This window comes from Paractinoplanes lichenicola, assembly GCF_016785085.1.
GTDB lineage: Bacteria > Actinomycetota > Actinomycetes > Mycobacteriales > Micromonosporaceae > Actinoplanes > Actinoplanes lichenicola.
Window position 1 is genome coordinate 54,540 of record NZ_JAENHO010000009.1, and the last position, 20,265, is coordinate 74,804.

A 20,265-nucleotide genomic window follows, 5' to 3' on the forward strand; every position below is an offset into this window, starting at 1 on the left:
CGGGCTGAACCCGCTTTCCGTCCCGCCGTGGCACCGCAGGCCCCACCCCGGCCCCGGACCGAAGCCGCACGCTGGGCGGGTGGCGTCACGGATCTGGTGAGCACCGTAAGCCGGGCTGGACCTGGAGGCCGGGCTGGACCTGGAGGCCGGGCTGGAACTGGAGGCTGGGCTGGACCCGGGGGCCGGACTGGACCTGCGGCCGTGCGGGCGCTGCGGGTCGGGCGGGCGCCGTAAGCCGAGCCGGCGACTCGCCGTTGTCGGCACCCGCGCACCCGCACCCAACCGATCCACAACGCAAACCCGCCTCGGCCGGAACTGATTACAGCCCGCCCCGAAAATCTCTCACCCCGGTTTCTGAAACGCCCGGAATTTGCTAGAAAGAATCGGCCCGGAATGCCAGGAAGCGGTGATGGAAAGGGGCAAGAACTATTCCGTCGCGGCGAAAAATCTGTAGTCGCCCCGAGGTCGATCCGGCGGCGTAGTGGATTGCGCGGGCCGCAAGCATAGCGAGGGAACACCTGGCGAGGTATCGACCAATTCGCTCGTCAATATGACAGGTGCTCCCCAAGTGGTGGATTCGCGCGGCTTGGGTGTCGCATCGTCGGCCGGCACTGCATTTCTGAGCTCGCTGCGGATACGGTCACTCAGCTGTCGGGGCGGCGGGCGCCTGGCCGTGCGGCCGTAAACGGGACTGCTTTACGTTCGGGCGGAAGGTGGCGGTGGGGGTTTCCTATTCGCCCCACACCGCGGTCTCGAACCGCGGTCTCGACAGAGCCAGTCGGCCGGCCTCACGGGTGGCGTCCTGGAGGTTGAGACGTCGCCCCGGGGTGGTCGGCTATCGCGATGTCCAGTGCGGCAGCAGGACGGCCCCGAGACGCGGGGCGGGGCGGCGGGTCGTGTGGTGGCGGGGTGGGGTTAGCGCTGGGAGCGGGTGGCGTGCAGGGAGGCCAGCAGTTGCAGGCGGTCGGCGTCTGGGCTGTTGGGCTCGGCTGTGAAGGCCAGCATTACTGGGCCGGGGTTGCCTGGTAGGGGGTAGGTGTCCCAGTTGAGGACTATGTCGCCGACCTCGGGGGCGTGGAAGGTTTTTACGCCGCTGACTGATTCGCGGACGTCGTGGCGGGCCCATAGGCGGCGGAATTCGGGGCTGCGGATGCTTAGTTCGCCTACCACTGCGGTGGCGCGGGGGTGGGTGGGGTCGGCGGCGATCGCGGCTCGCATCATGCCGATGTATTCGAGGGCCTGGCGTTCCCAGTCGGCGCACTGCCGTTCGTTCGTGCGGGCGTCGTCGAACATCAGCATGAGCATGTTGAGGCGGTCGGGGGGATAGTCGGCGGGGTCGCCCAGCAAAGCCTCGGCCATCGTGTTCCAGGCCAGCACGTCGAGGTGGCGGCCCAGCACCACGGCGGGGGTGGCCATCACGGCCAGCAGGCGGCGGGTGCTCTCGGGCACGACCTCGGGGCCGCGGGTGACCCGGCCGGGCGACGGGCGGCGGGCCGCGCGGGCCAGCGCGAACAGGTGCCGCCGTTCCTCCTCGTCGAGGTCGAGCGCGGCGGCCAGGGCGTCGAGCACGTCGTCGGACGGGCGCAGGTCGCGGCCCTGCTCCATGCGCTGGTAGTAATCCGTGCTCAGGCCGGCCAGCAAAGCCAGCTCCTCGCGGCGCAGCCCGCTCACCCGGCGCCGCCCGCCCGGCTCGAGGCCGACGTCCTGCGGGGTCAGCCGGCCGCGGCGAGCGCGCAGGAAGTCGCCCAGCTCACGGGCGTACGGGGAACTCATGAGCCAAGTCTGCCCCGCCCGCCGGGAATCAGGGTAGGTCTGCCGGACCTAGGCACGAGCGTGCGACGGAACCCCCGCAAATCGGTCCTAGCGTCGGCCGCATGATTCCCGACATGAACGGCCGCGTCGCCGTCGTCACCGGCGCCAACTCGGGCCTCGGCCTGGTCACCGCGACCGCCCTGGCCCGGGCCGGCGCCCACGTGATCCTGGCAGTGCGCAACACCAAAGCCGGAGCCGAAGCAGCCCGTACGATCGGCGGCGCCACCGAGGTGCGCGAGCTCGACCTGGCCTCGCTCGCCTCGGTACGCGCCTTCGCCGGCAAGCTGACCGTCGACCATCCCGTCGTCGACCTGCTCGTCAACAACGCCGGCCTGGTGCTGATCGGCCGGCGTCGCACCACCGCCGACGGTTTCGAGCTGCACCTGGGCACCAACATGCTGGGCCACTTCGCGCTGACCGGCCTGCTGCTCGACTCCTTGACCGCCGCGCCCGCCGCTCGCGTGGTCAGCCTCAGCTCGATCACCCACAAGCCCGCCCATCTCAACTTCGACGACCTGATGTGGGAGCGCAGCTACAGCGCCAACCGCGCGTACGGGGCCTCGAAGCTGGCCACGACCGTCTTCGGCCTCGAACTCGACCGTCGCCTCAAGGCCGCCGGGTCGCCGATCGTCAGCACGCTCGCGCATCCCGGCATCACCCGCACCAACCTGACCCCGCGCGCCTGGGAGGACCGGGGGCGGTTCGGCCGGTTCGTGGCCCGCGGGGGCTTGCTCTTCACCCAGTCGGTCGAGCGGGGCACCGAGCCCCAGCTACGCGCCGCCACCGACCCCACCCTGCGCGGCGGCGAGTTCTTCGGCCCGTCCGGCTTCATGGAGATGCGCGGCCGCGTCGTCCCGGTCAAGCCGAGCCGCGAGGCCGCCGACCCGGCGGTGGGCAGGCGCCTGTGGTCGGCCGCGGAGCAGCTGACCGGAGTCCGTTTTCTTTGAGCGCGTGCTCGCCGGTGGGTGCGGCCGAGGACTCGTCAAGGGCCGGCGTAGGCACCGGTGAGTTCGACGGTAGCGTCGGTGACCCGGCCGCCGGCGTGATCGTCAGAACGTCGACGGTGTCCGCGCGTCCGGCAGGGGTTGCGGGGTGGGGGCGGCGATGCGGGGCAGGGCGGTCAGCGGCAGCAGCCACAGTGCGGCCACGGCGACGAGCGTCCACGAGGCGTAGCCGTGGTCGGCGGCCCACCCGACGATCGGGGTCGCCGCGACGACCAGGCCGAAGGCGGCCGTGTTCGTCAGGCCGACGGCGGCCGCCGGGCGTTCGGGCAGCCTGGCCTGGCCCGCGCTGACCACGCTCGCGAACGGCAGGCCGCTGAACATGCCCAGCGTGATGACGGCCAGCACGGCGACGACCGGCGTGCTGCGCCACGACAGGGCAATCGTTGCCGCCGCGCACGCCACGAGAGCGACCACCCAGACCGTACGGGAAAGGCCCGGCCACAACGCGGCGATGTGCCCACCGAGAGGACGGCTCAGCACCGACAGCCCGAGCACCGCCGACCCGACGACGGCGGCCACGGCGGAACTGAAATTCCAGATGTCAGTCAGCAGTGTGGTCGCCCACGAGGACAGCACGACGCCGAGACCCAGTGTCGCGGCGTGCACCGCGGCCAGCCGGAACAGTTGCCCGTCGCGCACCGAGCCCGCGCCCCGCGGAGACACCCGACGAGCGGAACCGCCTGGCGACAAAGCGGACAAAACAAGCGCTGGAAGGACAACGGCCAGCGTCGTCGCCCAAGCCGCCCGCCACCCCAGCACCAGCGAAGCGAAGGGCACCACCAGCACAGCGAACCCGGAGGCGGCCAGCGCCACCCCGCCGAAGATCCCCATGCCCCGCGGCCCCGTCCCGCTGTCCCGGGCCAGCGACGTGCCGCAGACGAAGCACACCGCGAACCCGGCCCCCGACGCGAACCGGGCCCCGACGGCCAGCCACGGCAGCGGCGCGACCAGGGCGGCCACGTGCGCCACGACCACCAGCGAAAGCCCGGTGACGGCGGTGGCCCGCACGCCGAAGCGGTCGACGAGCACTCCGCTCGGGAACTGCAGGGCCGCGTACGGGAAAGCCAGAGCCGACGTCAGCAAACCGACCCAGAGCAGGCCGGCGCCATAACCCGAGGCCAGCACCGGCGCGCCGGCCCCGGGCGCGGTCATGGCCCAGCCCGCGGAACCGCCGAGCAGGCACGCGAGGGCAAGCTTCACCCGTCGATCGGCAGCCCAGCCCGCGGAACCGCCGAGCAGGCACGCGAGGACGAGCTTCACGCGTCGATCAGCAGCCGGGCCAGGCGCAGCGCCACCTGCAGCTCGGTGCGGCGCTCGGTCAGCGGGCGGCCGAGCAGCTCGGCCGCCTTCTGCAGCCGGTTGCGCACGGTGTGCTCGTGCAGATGCAGGTGGGCCGCGGTGGTGACGTGGCTGCCGAACCGGTGCGAGGCCTCGACGGTCTCGCGCAGCCGGGCCGCGATCTCGTCCTCGGCGCCCAGCTCGCCCAGTTCGGCGCGCACGAACGCGCGGGCCCGGGCCGGGTCGGCCATCAGCAGCACCTCGAGGCTGACGTCGGCATAGCTCAGCACCCCGGAACCCCAGGCCGCGCGGACACTTTGCACATCGCGCACCTGCCGCCAGCCGTCGCGCACACCCTGCACGCCCACATGCGGTTCGCTGACCGACGCCTGCAGCCCTAGCGAACGCAGGCAGTCGGTGATCGCGACGATCCGGGCGGCCGTCCAGCCCGCCTGCCGGGGCTGCGCCAGCCACACGACGGTGCTGGTCAGGTCGATCGGGTGCACGAGAGTGTCCCGTACGTGGCACTTGTCGCGCAGCGTGTCGAGGATCTGCCGCGCGCAGCCCTCGGGCGTGGCCGGCAACAGCACGGCCAGGTGCGCGGCGTCGAGCGGGTAGTCGAGCAGCACCAGGTCGGACGGCGGCAGCGGGGTCGAGTCGTCGCGCAGCAGGTGCTGCACCAGCCCGGCCCGCACGTGGTCGCGGGATCGGCTCAGCACGTCGTCCGTACGGGCGAAGGTGTCCGCCACCTGCGAAGCCGCATGGTGCTGATAGGCCAGCACGAGCTCGGTCAGCGCCTGCAGGGCGGCCAGGCTCTCGCCGCGGGGCACGTCGTCGGCCTCGGCGCGGGCCACGAGCTGGTCGCTCCACTCCTGCCACATGGCGCGGAAGCCGACCCGGTACGACCGTTGCAGCGCGGTCTGCGGCAGGCGCAGCCGTGCCTGCAGGGCGGCCAGCGCGAACGGCTCGGTCAGCCGCACCTCGGCCAGGGGCAGCCGGCCGGTCAGCACCTGCCGCAGCGCGCTCAGGTTCTCGACCACGCTGGCCCGCAGCCGGTCGACGAACTCGTCGTTCTCGCGCAGCGTCTCGAAGGCGGCCGCGAGGTCGACCTCGACCACCCGGTCGGCGAGCGCGGGCAGGTCGACGGCGTCGGCGGCTTCGCGGGCCCAGCGGGGGAGCGGGGCCACAACTGTGGTCGTCATGGCCTTACGTTGCCGCCACCCCGCGCACCGGCCGATGTGCCGGCCACCACACTGTCAGGTCAAGAATGGTTGGCCACACATCGCGGGAGCGGGCTGGCCCCGGTGAGGCTGTGCCTTGTAACACAGCCGTCACACTTAGGAGCCGCCATGCCGCTGGGTCGTCGACCTCCGCACCAGGCTGGTGGCGAAGAGCCGTTCGCGGCCGGCCCCGATGTCGCCCTCGTGCTCGATCCGCTCCACCAGCAGCCGGGCCGCCGCGCGGGCCATCTCCGACAGCGGCTGGTGCACGGTGGTCAGCTGGAACACCTCCCAGGAGGCCATCGGCACGTCGTCGAAGCCGATCACCGAGATGTCGCCCGGCACGTCGAGGCCGAGCGACTTCGCGGCGTCGATGGCGCCGAACGCGATGATGTCGTTGCCGCACAGCAGCGCCGTCGGGGGAGCGGGCAGCCGCAGCAGCTCGCGGGCGTTCTGATAGCCGCTCTGGTGCGAGTAAGGCCCCTCGCGGACCAGCTCCGGGTCGACGGTGAGCACCTCGGCCACCCCGGCGTGCCGGTCGCGGCTGGTCGACGTGTTGGCCGGGCCCCGGATGACGCCGATCCGGCGATGGCCCAGCTCGAGCAGGTGCCGGGCGGCCAGGCGCCCGCCGTGGTGGTTGTCCGCGGTCACCCGGTCGACGTCCATCCCGTCGACGTAGCGGTTGAGCAGCACGATCGGCAGGTGCCGGGCGGCCAGCTCGGCCCCCAGCTGCGAGTCGAGCGTGGCCGTGGTCAGCAGCACGCCGTCGATCGACGAGTTGAGCAGGCCGAGCAGGGCCTCCTGCCCGGTCGGCAGGTCGGTGCGCTCGGCGAACAGCACGAATCGGTAGCCCATCAGCTGCAGCTCGTCGTGCACCGGGTTGAGCAGCGACGGGAAGAACGGGTTGGTCAGGTCGGACGCGACGACCGCGATCGAGGGCGTCCGCGGCGCGGGCTCGGCCGGGGCGATCGTGGTCCAGGAGGGGCGGTAGCCCAGCCGATCGGCCGTCTCCTCGATCAGCCGGCGCGTCTCGTCGGAGACCCGGGGATCGCCGCGCAGGGCCCGCGAGACCGTCGACTGGGCCACCCCCGCGGCCTCGGCGACGGTGGAGCTTGTGGCGCCCCGCGCGGGCCCACGGCGGCGTTCCGGGTAGGTGCTCATGCATAAATTATGCACACCCGGCGCTGCTCAGGACACTCATCTGAGTGCATAAATTTCTCAAGAATGCTTGACTTGCACACCTCATCCAGGCAGTGTCGGGCGTCACATACCTGAAACATTCTGCGCACTCTACTGCCGGACTTTTCGCAGCTCCTCGCCTCTGGTCGCACCCGTCGATGTGTCGCACCCCCGTGAGAGGTAGACCCATGAATGCATCACGCATCGCCCGTCCGAACAGCCGCCGATTCATAGCCGCCACCGCCGTCCTCGCCGTCGCCGCCGCCTCCGGATGCGGGGCCCGCCCCGGCGCCCAGTCCGGCGGCAACGCCGAGGCCAAGGACGCGAACGGCGTCGTCAACATGGTCATGGCCCCCGACCCCGTCTGGAAGTGGATGGAGTCGCAGGGCATCAAGCAGGAGATGGAGGAGGCCGCCAAGATCCAGGTGCTGACCTCGTCGTCCTGGGACGAGTTCGGCGTCTACGCCGGCGGTCACGCCGACGTCGTCTCCGCGGCCTCCTACGAGGTGCCCGAGCTCGAGAAGCAGACCGGCGAGAAGACCACGATCTTCGGCAAGTTCAACTCCGACCGCAGCATCCTGGCCGTGGGCAAGGACAGCCCGGCCAAGGACATCTGCGAGCTCAAGGGCAAGAAGATCGTCACGCACAGCGCGGTCTCGATCACCATCATGTGGGGCGTCTACGCCAAGAAGTGGTGCAACCTCGACCTGCGGGCCGGCGGCGGCGACTACGAACTGGTGGTGACCGACCCGCAGAACGCGGCCGGGCTGATCGAGCGGGGCGACGCCGACGCCGGCCTGCTGCTGCCCGACTTCTCCATCCCGCAGCTCTCCAGCGGCGCGATCAAGCCCCTGTACGACTCGAAGAGCGTCTCGCAGATCTACGCCGAGCAGTTCTCCGACGACAAGACCGAGCTCACCCACCCGCAGAACAACGTGTTCGTCGCCCGCAAGGCCTGGGTCGAGAAGAACCCGGAGGAGGCGGCGTTCCTGATCAAGATGTGGGACCGCGGCGTGCAGGAGTGGGCCAAGAACCGCGACAAGATCATCGAGGCCTACCCGGAGGACTTCGCCGCCGAGAGCGACAAGGACAAGAAGTTCATCCGCGACTGGCTGGCCAACACGTACGACTGGTTCGTCGACACGACCTACCTCGACCAGGCCTGGGTGGACAGCGAGACCAAGCTGTTCAACCTGATGAAGGAAGCGGGCTACGTGCCTGACGACGTGGCCGACCCCGACTTCACGATTCTGCCGAAGTCATGACGGACCAGCTGATCGGTGCGGCCCCGGCCGCACCGCCCACCGACCCCGAGGCCGGGGCCAAGCGCACCGCGAAACGGCGCCGCCTCCGGCTCACCGGCCTGGTCATCCTGGGCTGGATCGCGTTGTACGGCGTCTGGGAGTACGGCTCCTGGTGGTTCGGGTCGCGGCTGCTGCCCACCCCGTACGAGGTCCTCATGTCGGCGGTCGAGATCGTCGAGAGCGGCAACTTCCTCACCGACTTCTCGGCCAGCGTGCTCAAGACGTTCGCCGGCTTCGCGGTGGCCGCGGCGGTCGGAGCCCCGATCGGCTATTTGATGGGCCGCTACAACTACTGGCGCGCGTTCTTCCACGACGGCGTCACGATCGCCGGCACCATCCCCGCGATCGTCTACGCGGTGCTCTCGCTGATCGTCTTCGGCCTGTCCAACCTGGGCCCGATCCTCGCCGTCGCGCTGGTCTCGGCGCCCTACATCGCGCTCAACGTGGCCGAGGGCATCCGGGGCGTCGACAAGTCGCTCGTCACGATGAGCGAGGCGTTCGGCCGCTCGCCGCAGCAGATCCGCCGCGAGGTGCTGATCCCGACCATCGTCCCGTACGTGTTCGCGGCCATCCGGATGTGCTTCGCGGTGGCCTGGAAGGTCGAGGCGCTGACCGAGGTCTTCGGCGGCCGCAACGGCGTCGGCTTCCAGATCCGTACGGAATATCAGCTGTACGACATCGCCGCCGTGCTGGCCTGGATGTTCCTGTTCATCGTCTTCATGCTGATCATCGAGCGCCTGGTGCTGGCCAAGAGCGAGGCCCGCCTGCTCTCGTGGCGGCCGCAGGAGAGGAGCTCCGCGCTGTGAGCACCACGATGGCCCCCGTCAAGGCCCGCCGCTCCACCACCGAGAAGGAGCAGGAGACGCCGGCCTGGCAGAAGCGGCTCACCTCCGACCGCGCGGCCCGGATCGCCGCCCTGCTCAGCTTCTTCCTGTTCTGGGTGCTGATCTCGTGGCTCTTCCTGCGCGTGCCCGGCCCGATCGAGGTCGTGCAGCGGCTCGTCGACGAGTTCAGCCGCGGCGAGGTGTTCGGCAACTTCGGCAAGACGCTGTACCGCTTCGGCGTGGGCGTCGCGCTGGCCACGGTCGTCGGCATCGCGATCGGCGTCGTCATGGGCCTGTCCCAGCTGGGCCGGGCGTTCTTCGAGAGCCCGGTGCTGGTCGGCCTGTCGATCCCGGCCATCATCTGGTCGTTCCTGACCGTCATGTGGTTCGGCTTCGGCGATCTCAGCCCGATCGTGACGACGTTCCTAACCTCTGTCCCGTTCGTCATCGTCAACGTCGCCCAGGGCGTACGCGGGGTGTCGCGGGACCTGCGGGACATGTCGACGACGTACAACGTGCCGCTCTCGCGCCGGATCAAGGATCTGGTGCTGCCGGCGGTCACCGGCTACGTCGCGGCCGGCGTCCGGTTCGCCATCATCATCGGCTGGAACGGCGTGCTGCTGGCCGAGTGGTTCGGCGGCGGCGGGGGCGTCGGCTACCGCGCCCGGTGGTGGTACGACGCCAACCGGTTCGGCGGCTTCGCGGCCTGGGTCGTGCTGTTCGTCGGCTTCATCGTGCTGCTCGACCGCTTCGTGCTCGACCGGATGATCCAGCGCGCTTTCCGCTGGCGCGACGCCTCGGCCTGATCTCTCTAAGGAGCCACTGTGGCTGTTCTGACCGTCAAGAACCTCGCCAAGACCTTCAACGTGGGCACCGCCAAGGCCAGCCGGGTGCTCGACGACATCTCGTTCGACGTCCGCGGCGGCACGTTCGTCTCGATCGTCGGCCCCTCCGGGTGCGGCAAGAGCACGCTGCTCAACATCATCTCGGGGGTCGAGGAGCACACGTCGGGCGACATCAGCCTGACCAGCGACTCGGGCGGGCCGGCCCGGATGGGCTACGTCTTCCAGGACCCGCGGCTGCTGCCCTGGCGCAGCGTCATGAAGAACATGATGTACGTCCAGAACGATCGGAGCGAGCCAACGGTTGCCCGCTGCCGAAAGTATCTGGACATGGTCGGGCTGACCAAGAACGCCGACTTCTTCCCGGGCCAGCTCTCCGGTGGCATGCAGCAGCGGGTCGGCATCGCCCGCGCGTTCGCCGTCGAGCCCGACCTGCTGCTGATGGACGAGCCGTTCAGCCACCTCGACGCGATCACCGCCCGCGGCCTGCGCGCGCAGTTGCAGGACATCTGGGCCCAGTCGAAGAAGACCGTCGTCTTCGTGACGCACGATGTGGTCGAGGCCGTCGAGCTCTCCGACCGGATCATCGTGCTGCAGCCGGGCGGGCGCATCTATGAGGACATCACCATCGACCTGCCCCGGCCGCGCCGGCAGACCGACCCGACCGTGGCCACGCTGCAGGCCGAGGTGCTGGGGCGGCTCGAGGCGATGAAAGCCCTTTCCCGTACGGCTTCGGAGGTGGCCGCCTGATGACGTCCTCGCTTAAGCAGCCCACCGGCGACGCGACGGCCGGACCCGACGTCAGCGCCGTCGTCACCGATGTCATCGCCGACATCCGGGCCAACGGCGACGACGCGGTTCGCAAGTACTCGGCCAAGTTCGATAACTGGTCGCCGTCGTCGTTCCGCCTGTCGGCCGCAGAGATCGACGAGATCATCGCGAAGGTGCCCGCCGGTGTCCTCGACGACATCAAGACCGTGCAGGCCAACGTGCGCGGCTTCGCCCAGGCCCAGCGCGACAGCATGCACGACGTCGAGGTCGAAACTCAGCCCGGTGTCTTCCTCGGTCAGAAGCACCTGCCGATCGTGGCGTCGGGTGCTTACGTCCCCGGCGGTCGTTATCCGCTGACCGCCTCGGCCCACATGACCGTGGTGACGGCGAAGGTGGCCGGCGTGGAACGGGTCACCGCGTGCACGCCGCCGCTGCGCGGGGAGATCCCGCCGGCCACGATCGCCGCGCTGCACCTGGCCGGGGCCGACGAGATCCTCGTGCTGGGCGGGGTGCAGGCGGTGGCGGCGATGGCCCTGGGCACGGAGTCCATCGGGCGCGTGGACCTGATCGCGGGCCCCGGGAACGCGTACGTGGCCGAGGCGAAGAGGCAGCTCTTCGGAACCGTTGGCATCGACCTGTTCGCGGGGCCTACGGAGATCTTGATCGTGGCCGACGAGGACGCGGATCCGTTCGTCGTGGCGGTCGACCTGCTGAGCCAGGCCGAGCACGGGCCCGACTCGCCGGCGGTGCTCATCACGACGTCGGCCGCCCTCGGGCAGCGGGTGATCGAGCACATCGAGGCGATCCTGCCCGGCATGCCGACCAACGACATGGCCGGGCCCGCGTGGCGCGACCACGGCGAGGTGCACGTCGTGGGCACGCTGGACGAGGCGTACGGGCTGGCCGATTCCTACGCCAGCGAGCACGTGCAGATCCTGACCCGCAACCCGCGCGAGGCGCTCGACAAGATGCGGCACTACGGCGCACTGTTCCTGGGCGAGGGCACCTGCGTCTCGTACGGGGACAAGGTGATCGGCACGAATCACGTGCTGCCGACCCGCGGCGCGGCCCGCTACACCGGCGGCCTCTGGGTCGGGAAATACCTGCGGACCGTGACCTATCAGGAGGTCACTTCCCAAGCCGCTTCGGCCGAGCTCGGCGAGCTGTGCGGGCGTGCGGCTCGGGTCGAGCTCTTCGAGGGCCACGCCCGCTCCGGCGATGTCCGCGCCGCCAAGTACGGCGGGGCGCCTCTGCCCTGGTCACCGCTCGCTTCGATCTAAGGACATTCATGCGCACCGTTGACATTCACGGCCACGTGATCCTGCCCGACACGCTGCCGCTGACGGCCGGGCTGATGTCGCCCGAGATGGATCCGTTCACCTACTACGGCGGGGACGAGACCAACGCGTACCAGGTCGAGCATGTGCGCGCCATCATGCCGCAAGCGACCGACCCCGTACGGCGGATCGCCGACCTCGACCGCATGGGCATCGACGTGCAGGCCATCTCGGTCGCGCCGGCCGGCTACTTCTACTGGACCGACCCCGCGCTGGGCCTGCAACTGGCGCAGATGCAGAACGACAACCTGTCGAAGATCGTGGCCGACCACCCCGACCGTTTCGTCGGGCTGGCCACGGTCCCGATGCAGGACGTCGACGCGGCCGTGCAGGAGCTGGAGCGGTGCGTGACGGAGTACGACTTCCGCGGCGTCGAGATCAACACCAACGTCATGGGGCTCGACCTGGACGACAAGCGGTTCCGGCCGTTCTTCGCCAAGGCCGAGCAGCTCGACGTCGTCGTGATGCTGCACCCCAACGGTTTCACGGGCGGCGAGCGCTTCCGCAAGTATTACCTGACCAACGTGATCGGCAACCCGCTCGACACGACGGTGGCGCTCACCAAGATCATCCACGGGGGAGTGCTGGAGGAACACCCGGGTCTGAAGCTCGTGGCCGTGCACGGTGGCGGGTACCTGCCGTTCTACTCGTCGCGCATGGACCACGCGTACGGGGAACGCCCGGAGGGCCGGCACCACATCACCCGGCCGCCATCGACGTATCTGAAGCAGATCTACGTCGACTGCCTGGTCTTCGACGCCCCGCACCTGGAGTTCCTGGTGCAGCAAATGGGCGCCGACCACGTCGTGATCGGCACCGACTACCCGTTCGACATGGGCCACTACGACCCGCTCGACCAGATCGCGTCGGCCCGCCTCGACGAAACCGTCCGCAACGCGATCCGCGGCGAGACGGCGGCCCGGCTGCTCAAGCTGGCCTGAGTCCGGCCGCGCCCGCTGTCCGGCAACGGCGCCGGCGGTGGGTGCGGCCCTATTCCGGAGGAGATCCCGCCGGCAGCGGCTCAATCTCGATCTTGCTGTTGAAGCCGCAGGCTCTGGCGATCGGATCGCGATCCGGCATGACGTTCGGCGGCCCGGCCTCGGTCGCGTTGCTCGCATAGGCGGCCAGGCCGTCCGCGAAGGACAAGAAGGCCTTGCGGACCGGAGGATAGTCGGCTGTCCCCGCCAGATTCCGGATCAGGGTCTCGTGGTGACCGTAGAAGGCCTGACGCAAGGCGATCCTCTGCCGGACCGAGTAACCGTCCGGGTTCTGCGTCATGCGTTCGTACTCACTGACGGCGGCCTGGCTCCTGTCGCCCGGATACTGGAGAACCCAGGCCACGAAGCCGTCGCAGGGATCGTCGGGGGTGCGCGCCGCCGGGCTGGAGTTGGGAGCCGGGGCGCTGGTTCGGGACGCTGCGGCGTCGTTGCGGTCGGCGCACGCCCCGGCCGAGACGCCGATGACCAGCAGGACAGTGATCAGCCGCAGCGACGGGCTACGCAACGGACTTCTCCAGCAGCACGATGTGGTCGTCGCGGACCACCAGCACGCGGCCGTCCGCGGAGACGGCGAGCAGTTGTTCGCGCTCCTGGTTGTCGTAGCTGTCCAGGGGTGTGCTGGCACATTCCTGGTTGCGGCAGCGCCAGACCGTCTGCCGCCAGTGCTGGACCGGCTCGCCGTAGGTGATGCGGAAGCCGGAACCCGCTGCCTCGGTGGGCACGGCCGCGGCCACGTAGACGTCCGGGCCGGCCACCGCGGCCGCCGCCAGCTTCGAGTTTCCGCTGCCGCCGACGGGGGTCGAGGTGTGGCCGTCGAAGAGCTCGCCGCCCCGCACGAAGACTGTGCGGTCGCCGGCCACGGTCCAGGCCGCGTCGGACGGCCCGCTGTCGACGGCCGACTGCTTGGGCGCCGCGCACGTGACCGGCTCGCAGCTGTAGCGGTAGACGGAGTGGCCGATCCAGAAGGAACCGTCCGGCCGCCCGTCGGTCCCGATCGTCAGGCGGGCGCGGCGGCCGTCGGGATAGCCGTCCTCGGGCGTCCGGTCGAGCACACCCACCTGGTGGCGTTGCGGCGCGGCACAGGCGACGTCGGCGCATCTGATCATCGAGAACCGGTACCGCCCGTGCTGCCCGCCCGTGATCGGCGTGGCCACGAACAACCACAACGCCCCGTCCGGTGCCGGCGCGCCCGCCACCTCGGTGCGGCCCTCCACATCCAGTCGTTCCCGCCCTGACGCGCGAACCGGGATCCACGCCTCCTGACACCCTTCCCGTACGCACCGGGCGTAGTGCACGAACGGCCCGCCCTTGTCCGGTCCACCGGTCAGCGCGGTCTTCACCACCGTGCCGTCGGCACCGATCGTGGCCGACCCGTACCCCTCCACGGTCGGCGGACCGCCGCTCACGTCGGTGGAGTTCTGGCACAGGTCGTCGTCGCAGAACCAGACCTCACTGGTGGTGACGATCACCGGGTGCCGGCCCGCGGGCCACGCCACGGCCCGCGCCCCGGACGACCCGGCGGAGTTGGTGCGAACCACCGGGGCGTCGTACGGGTTGGTCAGCAGCACGCCCGCCGCCAGCGCGACAGCGACCGCGAACACGGTTATGGCGGGCCACAAACGCGGCCGTCTTGCCCGAGCGGCGGCCGCGTCCTTGGCCCCGCTTGTCCCGGCTCCCCGCGAGTGCGGTCGCGCGGCCAGCCCGATCTGGGCGACAAGCGCGACGATCAGCAGCACCGTCTCGCTTCCCGGGGCACCCAGGCGTTCCCACCCGTACGCCACCAGCATCGGCACCGCGACCCCGCCCAGCACGAACGACAGCGCCTCGCCCCAGGTCGGCGCCGTGCCGGAGCCGACGAGCTGGTCGATCCCGATCAGCAGCACCCTCGCCGCCCCGAGCACGACCGCCACCAGCACGGCGACGATCAGCACCAGTCCCGCGCCGCCGCGGGCGAGCCCGGCCGCCGCCCACAACGCGAGGAAGGCGCCCCCGCCCACGGCGATCAGACCGATCCCGTACGCGGGAAGGCTCTTGACCCCCTGCCACAACGACTCGCGCGGCCCGGCGTCGCGGGCGACCGCCCACACCCCGCCGACCAGCCCCACCAGCCAGAACACGACGGCGGTGACCGCTTTGACCCCCGCCAGCCCGTCCCCGCTGAGCGCCTCGGGGATCCCGTCGACGATGACCAGCCGCCCCGACCCGAGGGCGAGGTCGGCCAGCGTCGACACCACCAGCATCGTCGCCGCGACGGGCAACACGACGGCGAACAACCGCCGCCACCGCCGCGACGCCAGCCCATAACCCGACGCGACGTTGCCCAGCAGCCCCTCGTGCGAGGTCACCGGCAGTGTTGAAGACATCGCGCCAGGATAGGTTCCCATTGATCTTGCGGCGACCCCGCCCGGATCACGGCCCCGGCGGGTCGTCCCCGCACCTCGGCCCGTCCCGAGGAGTCCGCCCGCAACGCCATCCGCGGCGCTACGGCACCCGGCTCTCCTCCCGGTTTCCGGCGCGCCGGCGGAGGCCGTAACGGACTGCCTCGACGATGACGGTGGTGCCGGCGGCCAGGCCCAGGCCCAGCAGCAGGCCCTTCAGCTTGTCGTGCTCGAAGGCTTCGCCGCCGACGTAGCCGACAGTTGCCGAATACACGGCCCAGGACATGGCGGCCAGAGCGTCGAACAGGGCGAACTTGCGGGGTGGATAGCGGACGGCGCCCATCGTCATAGTCACCGCGGTGCGCCCGCCGGGGATGTAACGCGCGACTACCAGCAGCAGGCCGCCGCGTTTCTCGAGCGGTCGTTCGACCCACCGGAACCGGTCGCGCCGTACGGTCCGGCCGATCCGGTAGGCGATGTGATCGCCGCAGAAGGCCCCGATCGCGGCGACCGTCATGACGAGGGCCAGGTTCGGTTCGCCGCCGGCCGCGAAGACCCCCACCCGGACGCTCGACGAGCCGGGCGGCCGTTTCCCGATGATCGCCGGCCCCGGGACGGGAGTGGACGTGGTCAGCAGAGGAAGGCGGCCACCGCGTCGGCGAAGGGGGCTGGGTGTTCGTAGGCCGTGGCGTGGGCGCCGGGGAGCCAGGTGACTGTGGGGTCGGGGAGGGTGGCGGTGAAATAGTCGACGGCCTGGTGGAAGGGGGGCGCGTCGTGTTTGCCGCACAGGAGCAGGGTGGGGGCCTTGATCTCGGGGACCAGTGCGGTGGTGTCGGCGGCGGCCAGGGCCTCGCAGGTGCGGGCGTAGACGTCGGGGTCGCCGGAGAGCAGCAGGGCCCTGATGCGGGACACGTCGGAGGGCTGGGCGGCCTCGGTGAACCAGAGCTTCTCGGTCGGGGCCAGGATCGGCGTGAGGCCCTCGGCGCGTACGAGGGCGGCTCGCGAACGCCACATCTCGCGCATGGCGGGGGGATAGACGGCGACGGTGTCGGCCAGGATCAGGCGGCGGACCAGGGACGGGTGGCGGGCCGCGATGACCTGGGCGACCAGGCCGCCCAGCGAGACGCCGCAAAGGTCGACGGGGCCGGGCAGCGAGACGGCGGCCGCCATCTCCTCGATCGTGGCGCCGGACAGGTCGGGCGTGACGACCGAGGGCTGGAAGTAGGGGCGTACGGGATCCCAGAAACGGTGGTCGACGCCGAGCGGATGCAGCAGAACCAGCGTCATGAGCGCTCCCGGGGAGGCAGACGAGGCGCGTCGGCCGGGGGTGGCGTGCGCGCGACGTTCATCGTCATGGCCAGGGTCGTGTAGTAGCCGGCCGTGCCGACGACCTCGATCACGCGTTCCTCGCCCAGCAGGTCAAGGGCTTTCCCGTACGCCGCATCGCCGACCTGCCGCGTGCGGTGCAACTCGTCCAGCAGGTCCCACACGGTCGCAAAACGATCACCCGCGGGTCGCCGGGCGTGCGCGACCGCCTCGACGACCTCCGGCGGCAGCCCGGCTTTTAACGCCAGGGGATGATGGAACCCGTACTCGAAATCCTGGTCCCAATGCCGGGCCACGAACAGGATGACCAGCTCGACCAGGTCGTCGTCGAGCGCGCTGCCGAAGCGCAGGAACTCGCCGACCAGCTGCAGCCGGGTCATCAGCTCGGGGCTGCGCAGCAGCGGCACGAACGGGCCGAACAGCGCACCGCGCGGCCCGGAGGCAATCCGCGCGGCGGCAGCCCGCTGCTCGGCCGTCATGTCCTCCAGCGGCGGCAAGCGATCGTTCACGCCAGGGCCGCGTTCACGTCCGGCATCACCTTCTGCGCCATCAGCTCCATCGACCGGCGGGCCAGTCGCGGGTCGACCCAGTCGAGGCCGGCGTAGACGAGCTCGCCGAAATCGCCGGTCTGCTCGCGCAGGGCCAGGATCTGCTCGGCCACCGATTCCGGCGTGCCGGTGATGACCAGCTTGTCGAGCACGTAGTCGAGCGTGACCTCCTCGTCGGGCTGGTCGCGCCGGGTCTTGAACAGCTGGAGCCGGCCCAGTTTTTTCATCTTCTTGAGCATCTGCGAGTAGTAGAACCGGTAGGGGCTGTTTTCGTCGTCGCGCCCATAGGAGGCAGCGGTCGCGGGGTCGTCGGCCACGAACACCGTGCGGGCCACGCGCCAATCGGCCGGATCGGCGGTCGCGCCGGCGGCCTGCTTGCCCTCGACGTAGTTGGGCCAGTGCGTCGCCACCCACTGCGGCAGCAGGAAGTTGGCCGACAGCGGGTGGAAGTCGCGCTTGCCCATCGCGATGACGCCCTTGGAGAACGGTGCCACCACGGTGCCCACAATCTCGGGCCGCGGCTGCTGTAACGGTTTGGGCAGATAACCCACGCCGAAATCGGTGTCCATGGTCGACTCGGTCGTCACCTTGAAGCGGTTGCCGGGCAGATCGATCGCGTACGGCGGTTCGGACTCCCAGATCGCGGTGATGACGTCGATCGCCTCGGCGAACATCTTGTTGCGATCCTCGGTCAGGATGCCGAGCGCCTCGGCGTCGGAGGTCAGCGCGCCGGGGCTGATGCCGAGGATGAACCGCCCGCCGGCCAGGTGGTCGAACATCGCCGAATTGGCGGCGACCAGCACGGGATGCTGCTGCGACAGGTTCGTCGTGCCGGTGGCGAGCTTGATCTGCCGGGTGTCGGAGATCAGCGTGGCCAGGAACAGCAGGCTGTTGGTGATGTTTTCGTGCCGGTCGGTCAGGTGCTCGCCGATGAACGCGTCGTGGAAGCCCAGCGAGTCGGCCAGGATGACGGCCTCGCGATCCTCGCGGAGGGTGTCGGCCCACGTCCGGCCGAGCGGGTGCAGCGGCATCGAGAAGTAACCCAGTCTCACGGCATGACCTCCCTTTCGTTGCAGGCAGTCTCGCTCGCGGCCGGTGACAGCACAGTGTCGTCACCTGTGACTTGACGGTCACCTGATGACGCCCGCCGTCAGTGCCCCGGGCCGGCCCGCTGGATAGCGTCCGGTCATTCGGCAGACAGCCCCTCAGGAGGCGTGATGGAGCTCCCCACCGGCCTGCGTATCGGCGGCAAGGTCGTCCCCGGTCGCGGCCCCCGGCTGGACGTCCTCAACCCGTCCACCGGTGGCGTGCTGGCCGTCGCCGACAGCGCCGACGAGGCCGACGTCGAGGACGTGATCCGGGTCGCGCAGGAGACGTTCGACTCCGGCGTGTGGAGCCGTATGCCCATCCACGAGCGCTCCCGCATCCTGCACCGGTTCGCCGACGGGATCGCCGCCCGGATGACCGAGCTCTACGAGCTGGAGACGGCGAACAACGGCCGCCCGCTGACCGAGACGAAGGCCCAGATCACCCGGCTGCCCGAGTGGTATCGCTACAACGCCTCGCTGCTGCTGGCCGACCGCGACGCCGTGGTGCCGATGCCGGGGCCGTACCACTCGTACACGACCCGGCTGCCGCTCGGCGTGGTCACGATCCTGGCCTCGTTCAACCACCCGATGATGATCGCGTCGAAGTCGCTGGCCCCCGCGCTGGCCACGGGCAACTCGGTCGTCCTCAAGCCGTCCGAGCAGACCCCGCTGACCGCGATGCTGCTGGCCGACATCGCCCACGACGCCGGCCTCCCCGATGGCGTGCTCAACGTGATCAACGGCCTGGGCCCGGTGGTCGGGGCCGCCCTCACCCAGCACCCGCTGGTCAAGAAGGTCGTGTTCACCGGGGGCACCGAGCCCGGCCGGTCGATCGCGGTCGCGGCGGCCCAGCGGTTCGCCAAGACGACGCTCGAGCTGGGCGGCAAGTCACCGGTGATCGTCTTCGGGGACACACCGGTCGACGTGGCGGCCCGGGGCGCGGCGTTCGCCGGGTTCGTCGGGGCCGGCCAGACCTGCATCGCGGGCAGCCGCCTGATCGTGCACCGCAGCCTCCACGACGAGTTCCTGGCTGCCCTGGCGACGATCGCGGAGAACATCCGGATCGGGGACCCCGCCGACCCGGCCACCCAGCTGGGCCCGGTGATCTCGGCCAAGGCCCGGGACCGCATCCTGGCCACGATCGAGAAGTCCGGGGCGCGCGTCGTCACCGGGGGCCAGGCCGCGACCGTACCGGGGTTCGAGGACGGCTTCTTCGTCCAGCCGACCGTGCTGGCCGACGTCACCAACGACATGCCCGTGGCCCGCGACGAGATCTTCGGCCCGGTGGTCGTGGTCATCCCGTTCGACGACGAGGACGAGGCCGTCAGAATCGCCAATGATTCCCCGTACGCCCTGGGGTCGGCGATCTGGACCCGCGACCTCGCCCGCGCGCACCGTGTCGCGTCGCGGATCGAGGCCGGGATGGTGTGGGTCAACGACCATCACCGGCTCGACCCGTCGTCGCCCTGGGGCGGCCTCAAGGAGAGCGGGATCGGCCGCGAGGGCGGCTGGGAATCGTTCCACGACTTCACCCACGTACGGGCCGTGACCGTGCGGACGGCGCCCGACGACGTGGACTGGTACGGCGGAATCGCGACCGGGAGGCTGAACTAGATGAACTTCGAGACCCACGACGGCGTCATCGTTGCCGAGCTGGACCGGCCGCCGCAGAACCTGTTCAGCATCGAGCTCTGCCACACGCTGGCCGACCTGCTCGACGACCCGCCGGCGGACGCGCACGTCCTGCGGTTCCGGGCCACCGGCGATGTGTTCTGCCTGGGCCGCGACCGGGGCGGCGCGACCCCGGCCGAGGTCAAGGGCGAGGCGCAGGCGCTGGCCCGGCTGACCCGCTCGGCCCGGCGGACCCCGCTGGTCACCGTGGCCGAGGTGCAGGGCGACGCGGCCGGCTTCGGGGTGGGCCTGATCGCCGCGTTCGATGTCGCGGTGGCTCTCAGAACCGCGACCTTCCGCTTCCCCGAGGTGGGCATCGGCCTGGCTCCGGCCCTGGTGCTGGCCTGGCTGCCCCGGATCGTCGGCCGGCGCGAGGCGTTCTGGCTGACCGCGACCGGCGAGCCGCTGGACGCCGAACGGGCGTGGGATCTCGGGCTGCTCAACGAGGTCGTGGACACCCGGGACGGCCTGACCAAGCGGGTCGACGAGATGGTGGCCGCCCTGCGCGCCCGCAGCCCCCGGGTGCACGCCGACATCAAGGACATGCTGCGCGCGTTCGGCGAGCTGGGCGACGACAGCGCCCTCGACGCCAGCGTCGACCGGCTGGTGGTGGGGTCTTTACGCCGGGGCGAACGCTAGACCGATGAGTTTCGCGGCCCTCCCCGGTCTTAGCTCTCGACGACCG

General features: G+C 70.5%; 19 protein-coding genes. 9 read left to right on the forward strand and 10 right to left on the reverse strand.

Features of this window, described 5'->3' with window-relative positions:
- Window positions 1-915: 915 nt before the first annotated feature.
- Entirely contained in the window at window positions 916-1,773 is an 858-nt protein-coding gene (locus JKJ07_RS29905; protein ID WP_202995208.1) for a helix-turn-helix transcriptional regulator, read from the reverse strand.
- A gap of 101 nt (window positions 1,774-1,874) precedes the next feature.
- On the opposite strand from JKJ07_RS29905, the gene JKJ07_RS29910 reads away from it, so the two are divergent.
- Complete coding sequence (locus JKJ07_RS29910) at window positions 1,875-2,759, forward strand: oxidoreductase (protein WP_202995209.1); 885 nt, start codon at window positions 1,875-1,877, stop codon at window positions 2,757-2,759.
- A gap of 102 nt (window positions 2,760-2,861) precedes the next feature.
- On the opposite strand, the gene JKJ07_RS29915 is transcribed toward JKJ07_RS29910, so the two are convergent.
- From JKJ07_RS29915 to JKJ07_RS29925, 3 genes are all read right to left on the reverse strand, one after another.
- Complete coding sequence (locus JKJ07_RS29915; protein WP_202995210.1) at window positions 2,862-4,076, reverse strand: MFS transporter; 1,215 nt, start codon at window positions 4,074-4,076, stop codon at window positions 2,862-2,864.
- Window positions 4,073-5,296: a PucR family transcriptional regulator gene (locus tag JKJ07_RS29920; protein WP_202995211.1), complete on the reverse strand. Its 1,224-nt coding sequence runs from the start codon at window positions 5,294-5,296 to the stop codon at window positions 4,073-4,075. The genes JKJ07_RS29915 and JKJ07_RS29920 overlap by 4 nt, the downstream gene beginning before the upstream one ends.
- 135 nt (window positions 5,297-5,431) lie before the next feature.
- Window positions 5,432-6,475, reverse strand: coding sequence for a LacI family DNA-binding transcriptional regulator (locus JKJ07_RS29925; protein ID WP_202995212.1), 1,044 nt, complete (start codon window positions 6,473-6,475; stop codon window positions 5,432-5,434).
- Between the two features lie 206 nt (window positions 6,476-6,681).
- On the opposite strand from JKJ07_RS29925, the gene JKJ07_RS29930 reads away from it, so the two are divergent.
- The 6 genes from JKJ07_RS29930 to JKJ07_RS29955 are packed head-to-tail and all read left to right on the forward strand — an operon-like array spanning window position 6,682 to window position 12,512.
- The gene (locus tag JKJ07_RS29930; RefSeq protein WP_202995213.1) at window positions 6,682-7,758 is read left to right on the forward strand and encodes an ABC transporter substrate-binding protein; all 1,077 of its coding nucleotides are present in this window, start codon (window positions 6,682-6,684) and stop codon (window positions 7,756-7,758) included.
- A complete protein-coding gene (locus JKJ07_RS29935; RefSeq protein WP_202995214.1) occupies window positions 7,755-8,603 on the forward strand; it encodes an ABC transporter permease in 849 nt (282 codons plus the stop codon). The genes JKJ07_RS29930 and JKJ07_RS29935 overlap by 4 nt, the downstream gene beginning before the upstream one ends.
- Window positions 8,600-9,427: an ABC transporter permease gene (locus JKJ07_RS51280; RefSeq protein ID WP_202995215.1), complete on the forward strand. Its 828-nt coding sequence runs from the start codon at window positions 8,600-8,602 to the stop codon at window positions 9,425-9,427. Before JKJ07_RS29935 ends, JKJ07_RS51280 begins: the two co-directional genes overlap by 4 nt.
- 18 nt (window positions 9,428-9,445) lie before the next feature.
- A complete protein-coding gene (locus JKJ07_RS29945) occupies window positions 9,446-10,213 on the forward strand; it encodes an ABC transporter ATP-binding protein (protein ID WP_202995216.1) in 768 nt (255 codons plus the stop codon).
- Window positions 10,213-11,514, forward strand: a complete 1,302-nt coding sequence (gene hisD / locus JKJ07_RS29950; RefSeq protein WP_202995217.1) for a histidinol dehydrogenase — start codon at window positions 10,213-10,215, stop codon at window positions 11,512-11,514. The genes JKJ07_RS29945 and hisD overlap by 1 nt, the downstream gene beginning before the upstream one ends.
- Before the next feature lie 8 nt (window positions 11,515-11,522).
- Window positions 11,523-12,512 (forward strand): amidohydrolase family protein, encoded by a 990-nt coding sequence (locus JKJ07_RS29955; protein WP_202995218.1) that lies wholly within the window; start codon window positions 11,523-11,525, stop codon window positions 12,510-12,512.
- A gap of 49 nt (window positions 12,513-12,561) precedes the next feature.
- On the opposite strand, the gene JKJ07_RS29960 is transcribed toward JKJ07_RS29955, so the two are convergent.
- The 6 genes from JKJ07_RS29960 to JKJ07_RS29985 form a co-directional block, all read right to left on the reverse strand.
- Entirely contained in the window at window positions 12,562-13,074 is a 513-nt protein-coding gene (locus JKJ07_RS29960; protein ID WP_202995219.1) for a hypothetical protein, read from the reverse strand.
- On the reverse strand, window positions 13,067-14,932 hold the full coding sequence (locus JKJ07_RS29965) for a hypothetical protein (protein ID WP_202995220.1): 1,866 nt from the start codon (window positions 14,930-14,932) through the stop codon (window positions 13,067-13,069). The genes JKJ07_RS29960 and JKJ07_RS29965 overlap by 8 nt, the downstream gene beginning before the upstream one ends.
- Before the next feature lie 118 nt (window positions 14,933-15,050).
- Window positions 15,051-15,509, reverse strand: coding sequence for a DedA family protein (locus JKJ07_RS29970; RefSeq protein ID WP_307834478.1), 459 nt, complete (start codon window positions 15,507-15,509; stop codon window positions 15,051-15,053).
- Window positions 15,510-15,577: 68 nt separating this feature from the next.
- Window positions 15,578-16,234 carry an alpha/beta fold hydrolase gene (locus JKJ07_RS29975; protein WP_202995221.1) on the reverse strand — a complete coding sequence of 219 codons (657 nt, stop codon included), beginning with the start codon at window positions 16,232-16,234 and terminating at the stop codon, window positions 15,578-15,580.
- Window positions 16,231-16,782 carry a carboxymuconolactone decarboxylase family protein gene (locus tag JKJ07_RS29980; RefSeq protein ID WP_202995222.1) on the reverse strand — a complete coding sequence of 184 codons (552 nt, stop codon included), beginning with the start codon at window positions 16,780-16,782 and terminating at the stop codon, window positions 16,231-16,233. Before JKJ07_RS29980 ends, JKJ07_RS29975 begins: the two co-directional genes overlap by 4 nt.
- A complete protein-coding gene (locus JKJ07_RS29985; protein ID WP_202995223.1) occupies window positions 16,779-17,873 on the reverse strand; it encodes an LLM class flavin-dependent oxidoreductase in 1,095 nt (364 codons plus the stop codon). Before JKJ07_RS29985 ends, JKJ07_RS29980 begins: the two co-directional genes overlap by 4 nt.
- Window positions 17,874-18,038: 165 nt before the next feature.
- On the opposite strand from JKJ07_RS29985, the gene JKJ07_RS29990 reads away from it, so the two are divergent.
- Together JKJ07_RS29990 and JKJ07_RS29995 are read left to right on the forward strand one after the other, a co-directional pair.
- Window positions 18,039-19,523 (forward strand): aldehyde dehydrogenase, encoded by a 1,485-nt coding sequence (locus JKJ07_RS29990; protein ID WP_202995224.1) that lies wholly within the window; start codon window positions 18,039-18,041, stop codon window positions 19,521-19,523.
- On the forward strand, window positions 19,524-20,219 hold the full coding sequence (locus JKJ07_RS29995; RefSeq protein ID WP_202995225.1) for an enoyl-CoA hydratase/isomerase family protein: 696 nt from the start codon (window positions 19,524-19,526) through the stop codon (window positions 20,217-20,219).
- Window positions 20,220-20,265: the final 46 nt, after the last annotated feature.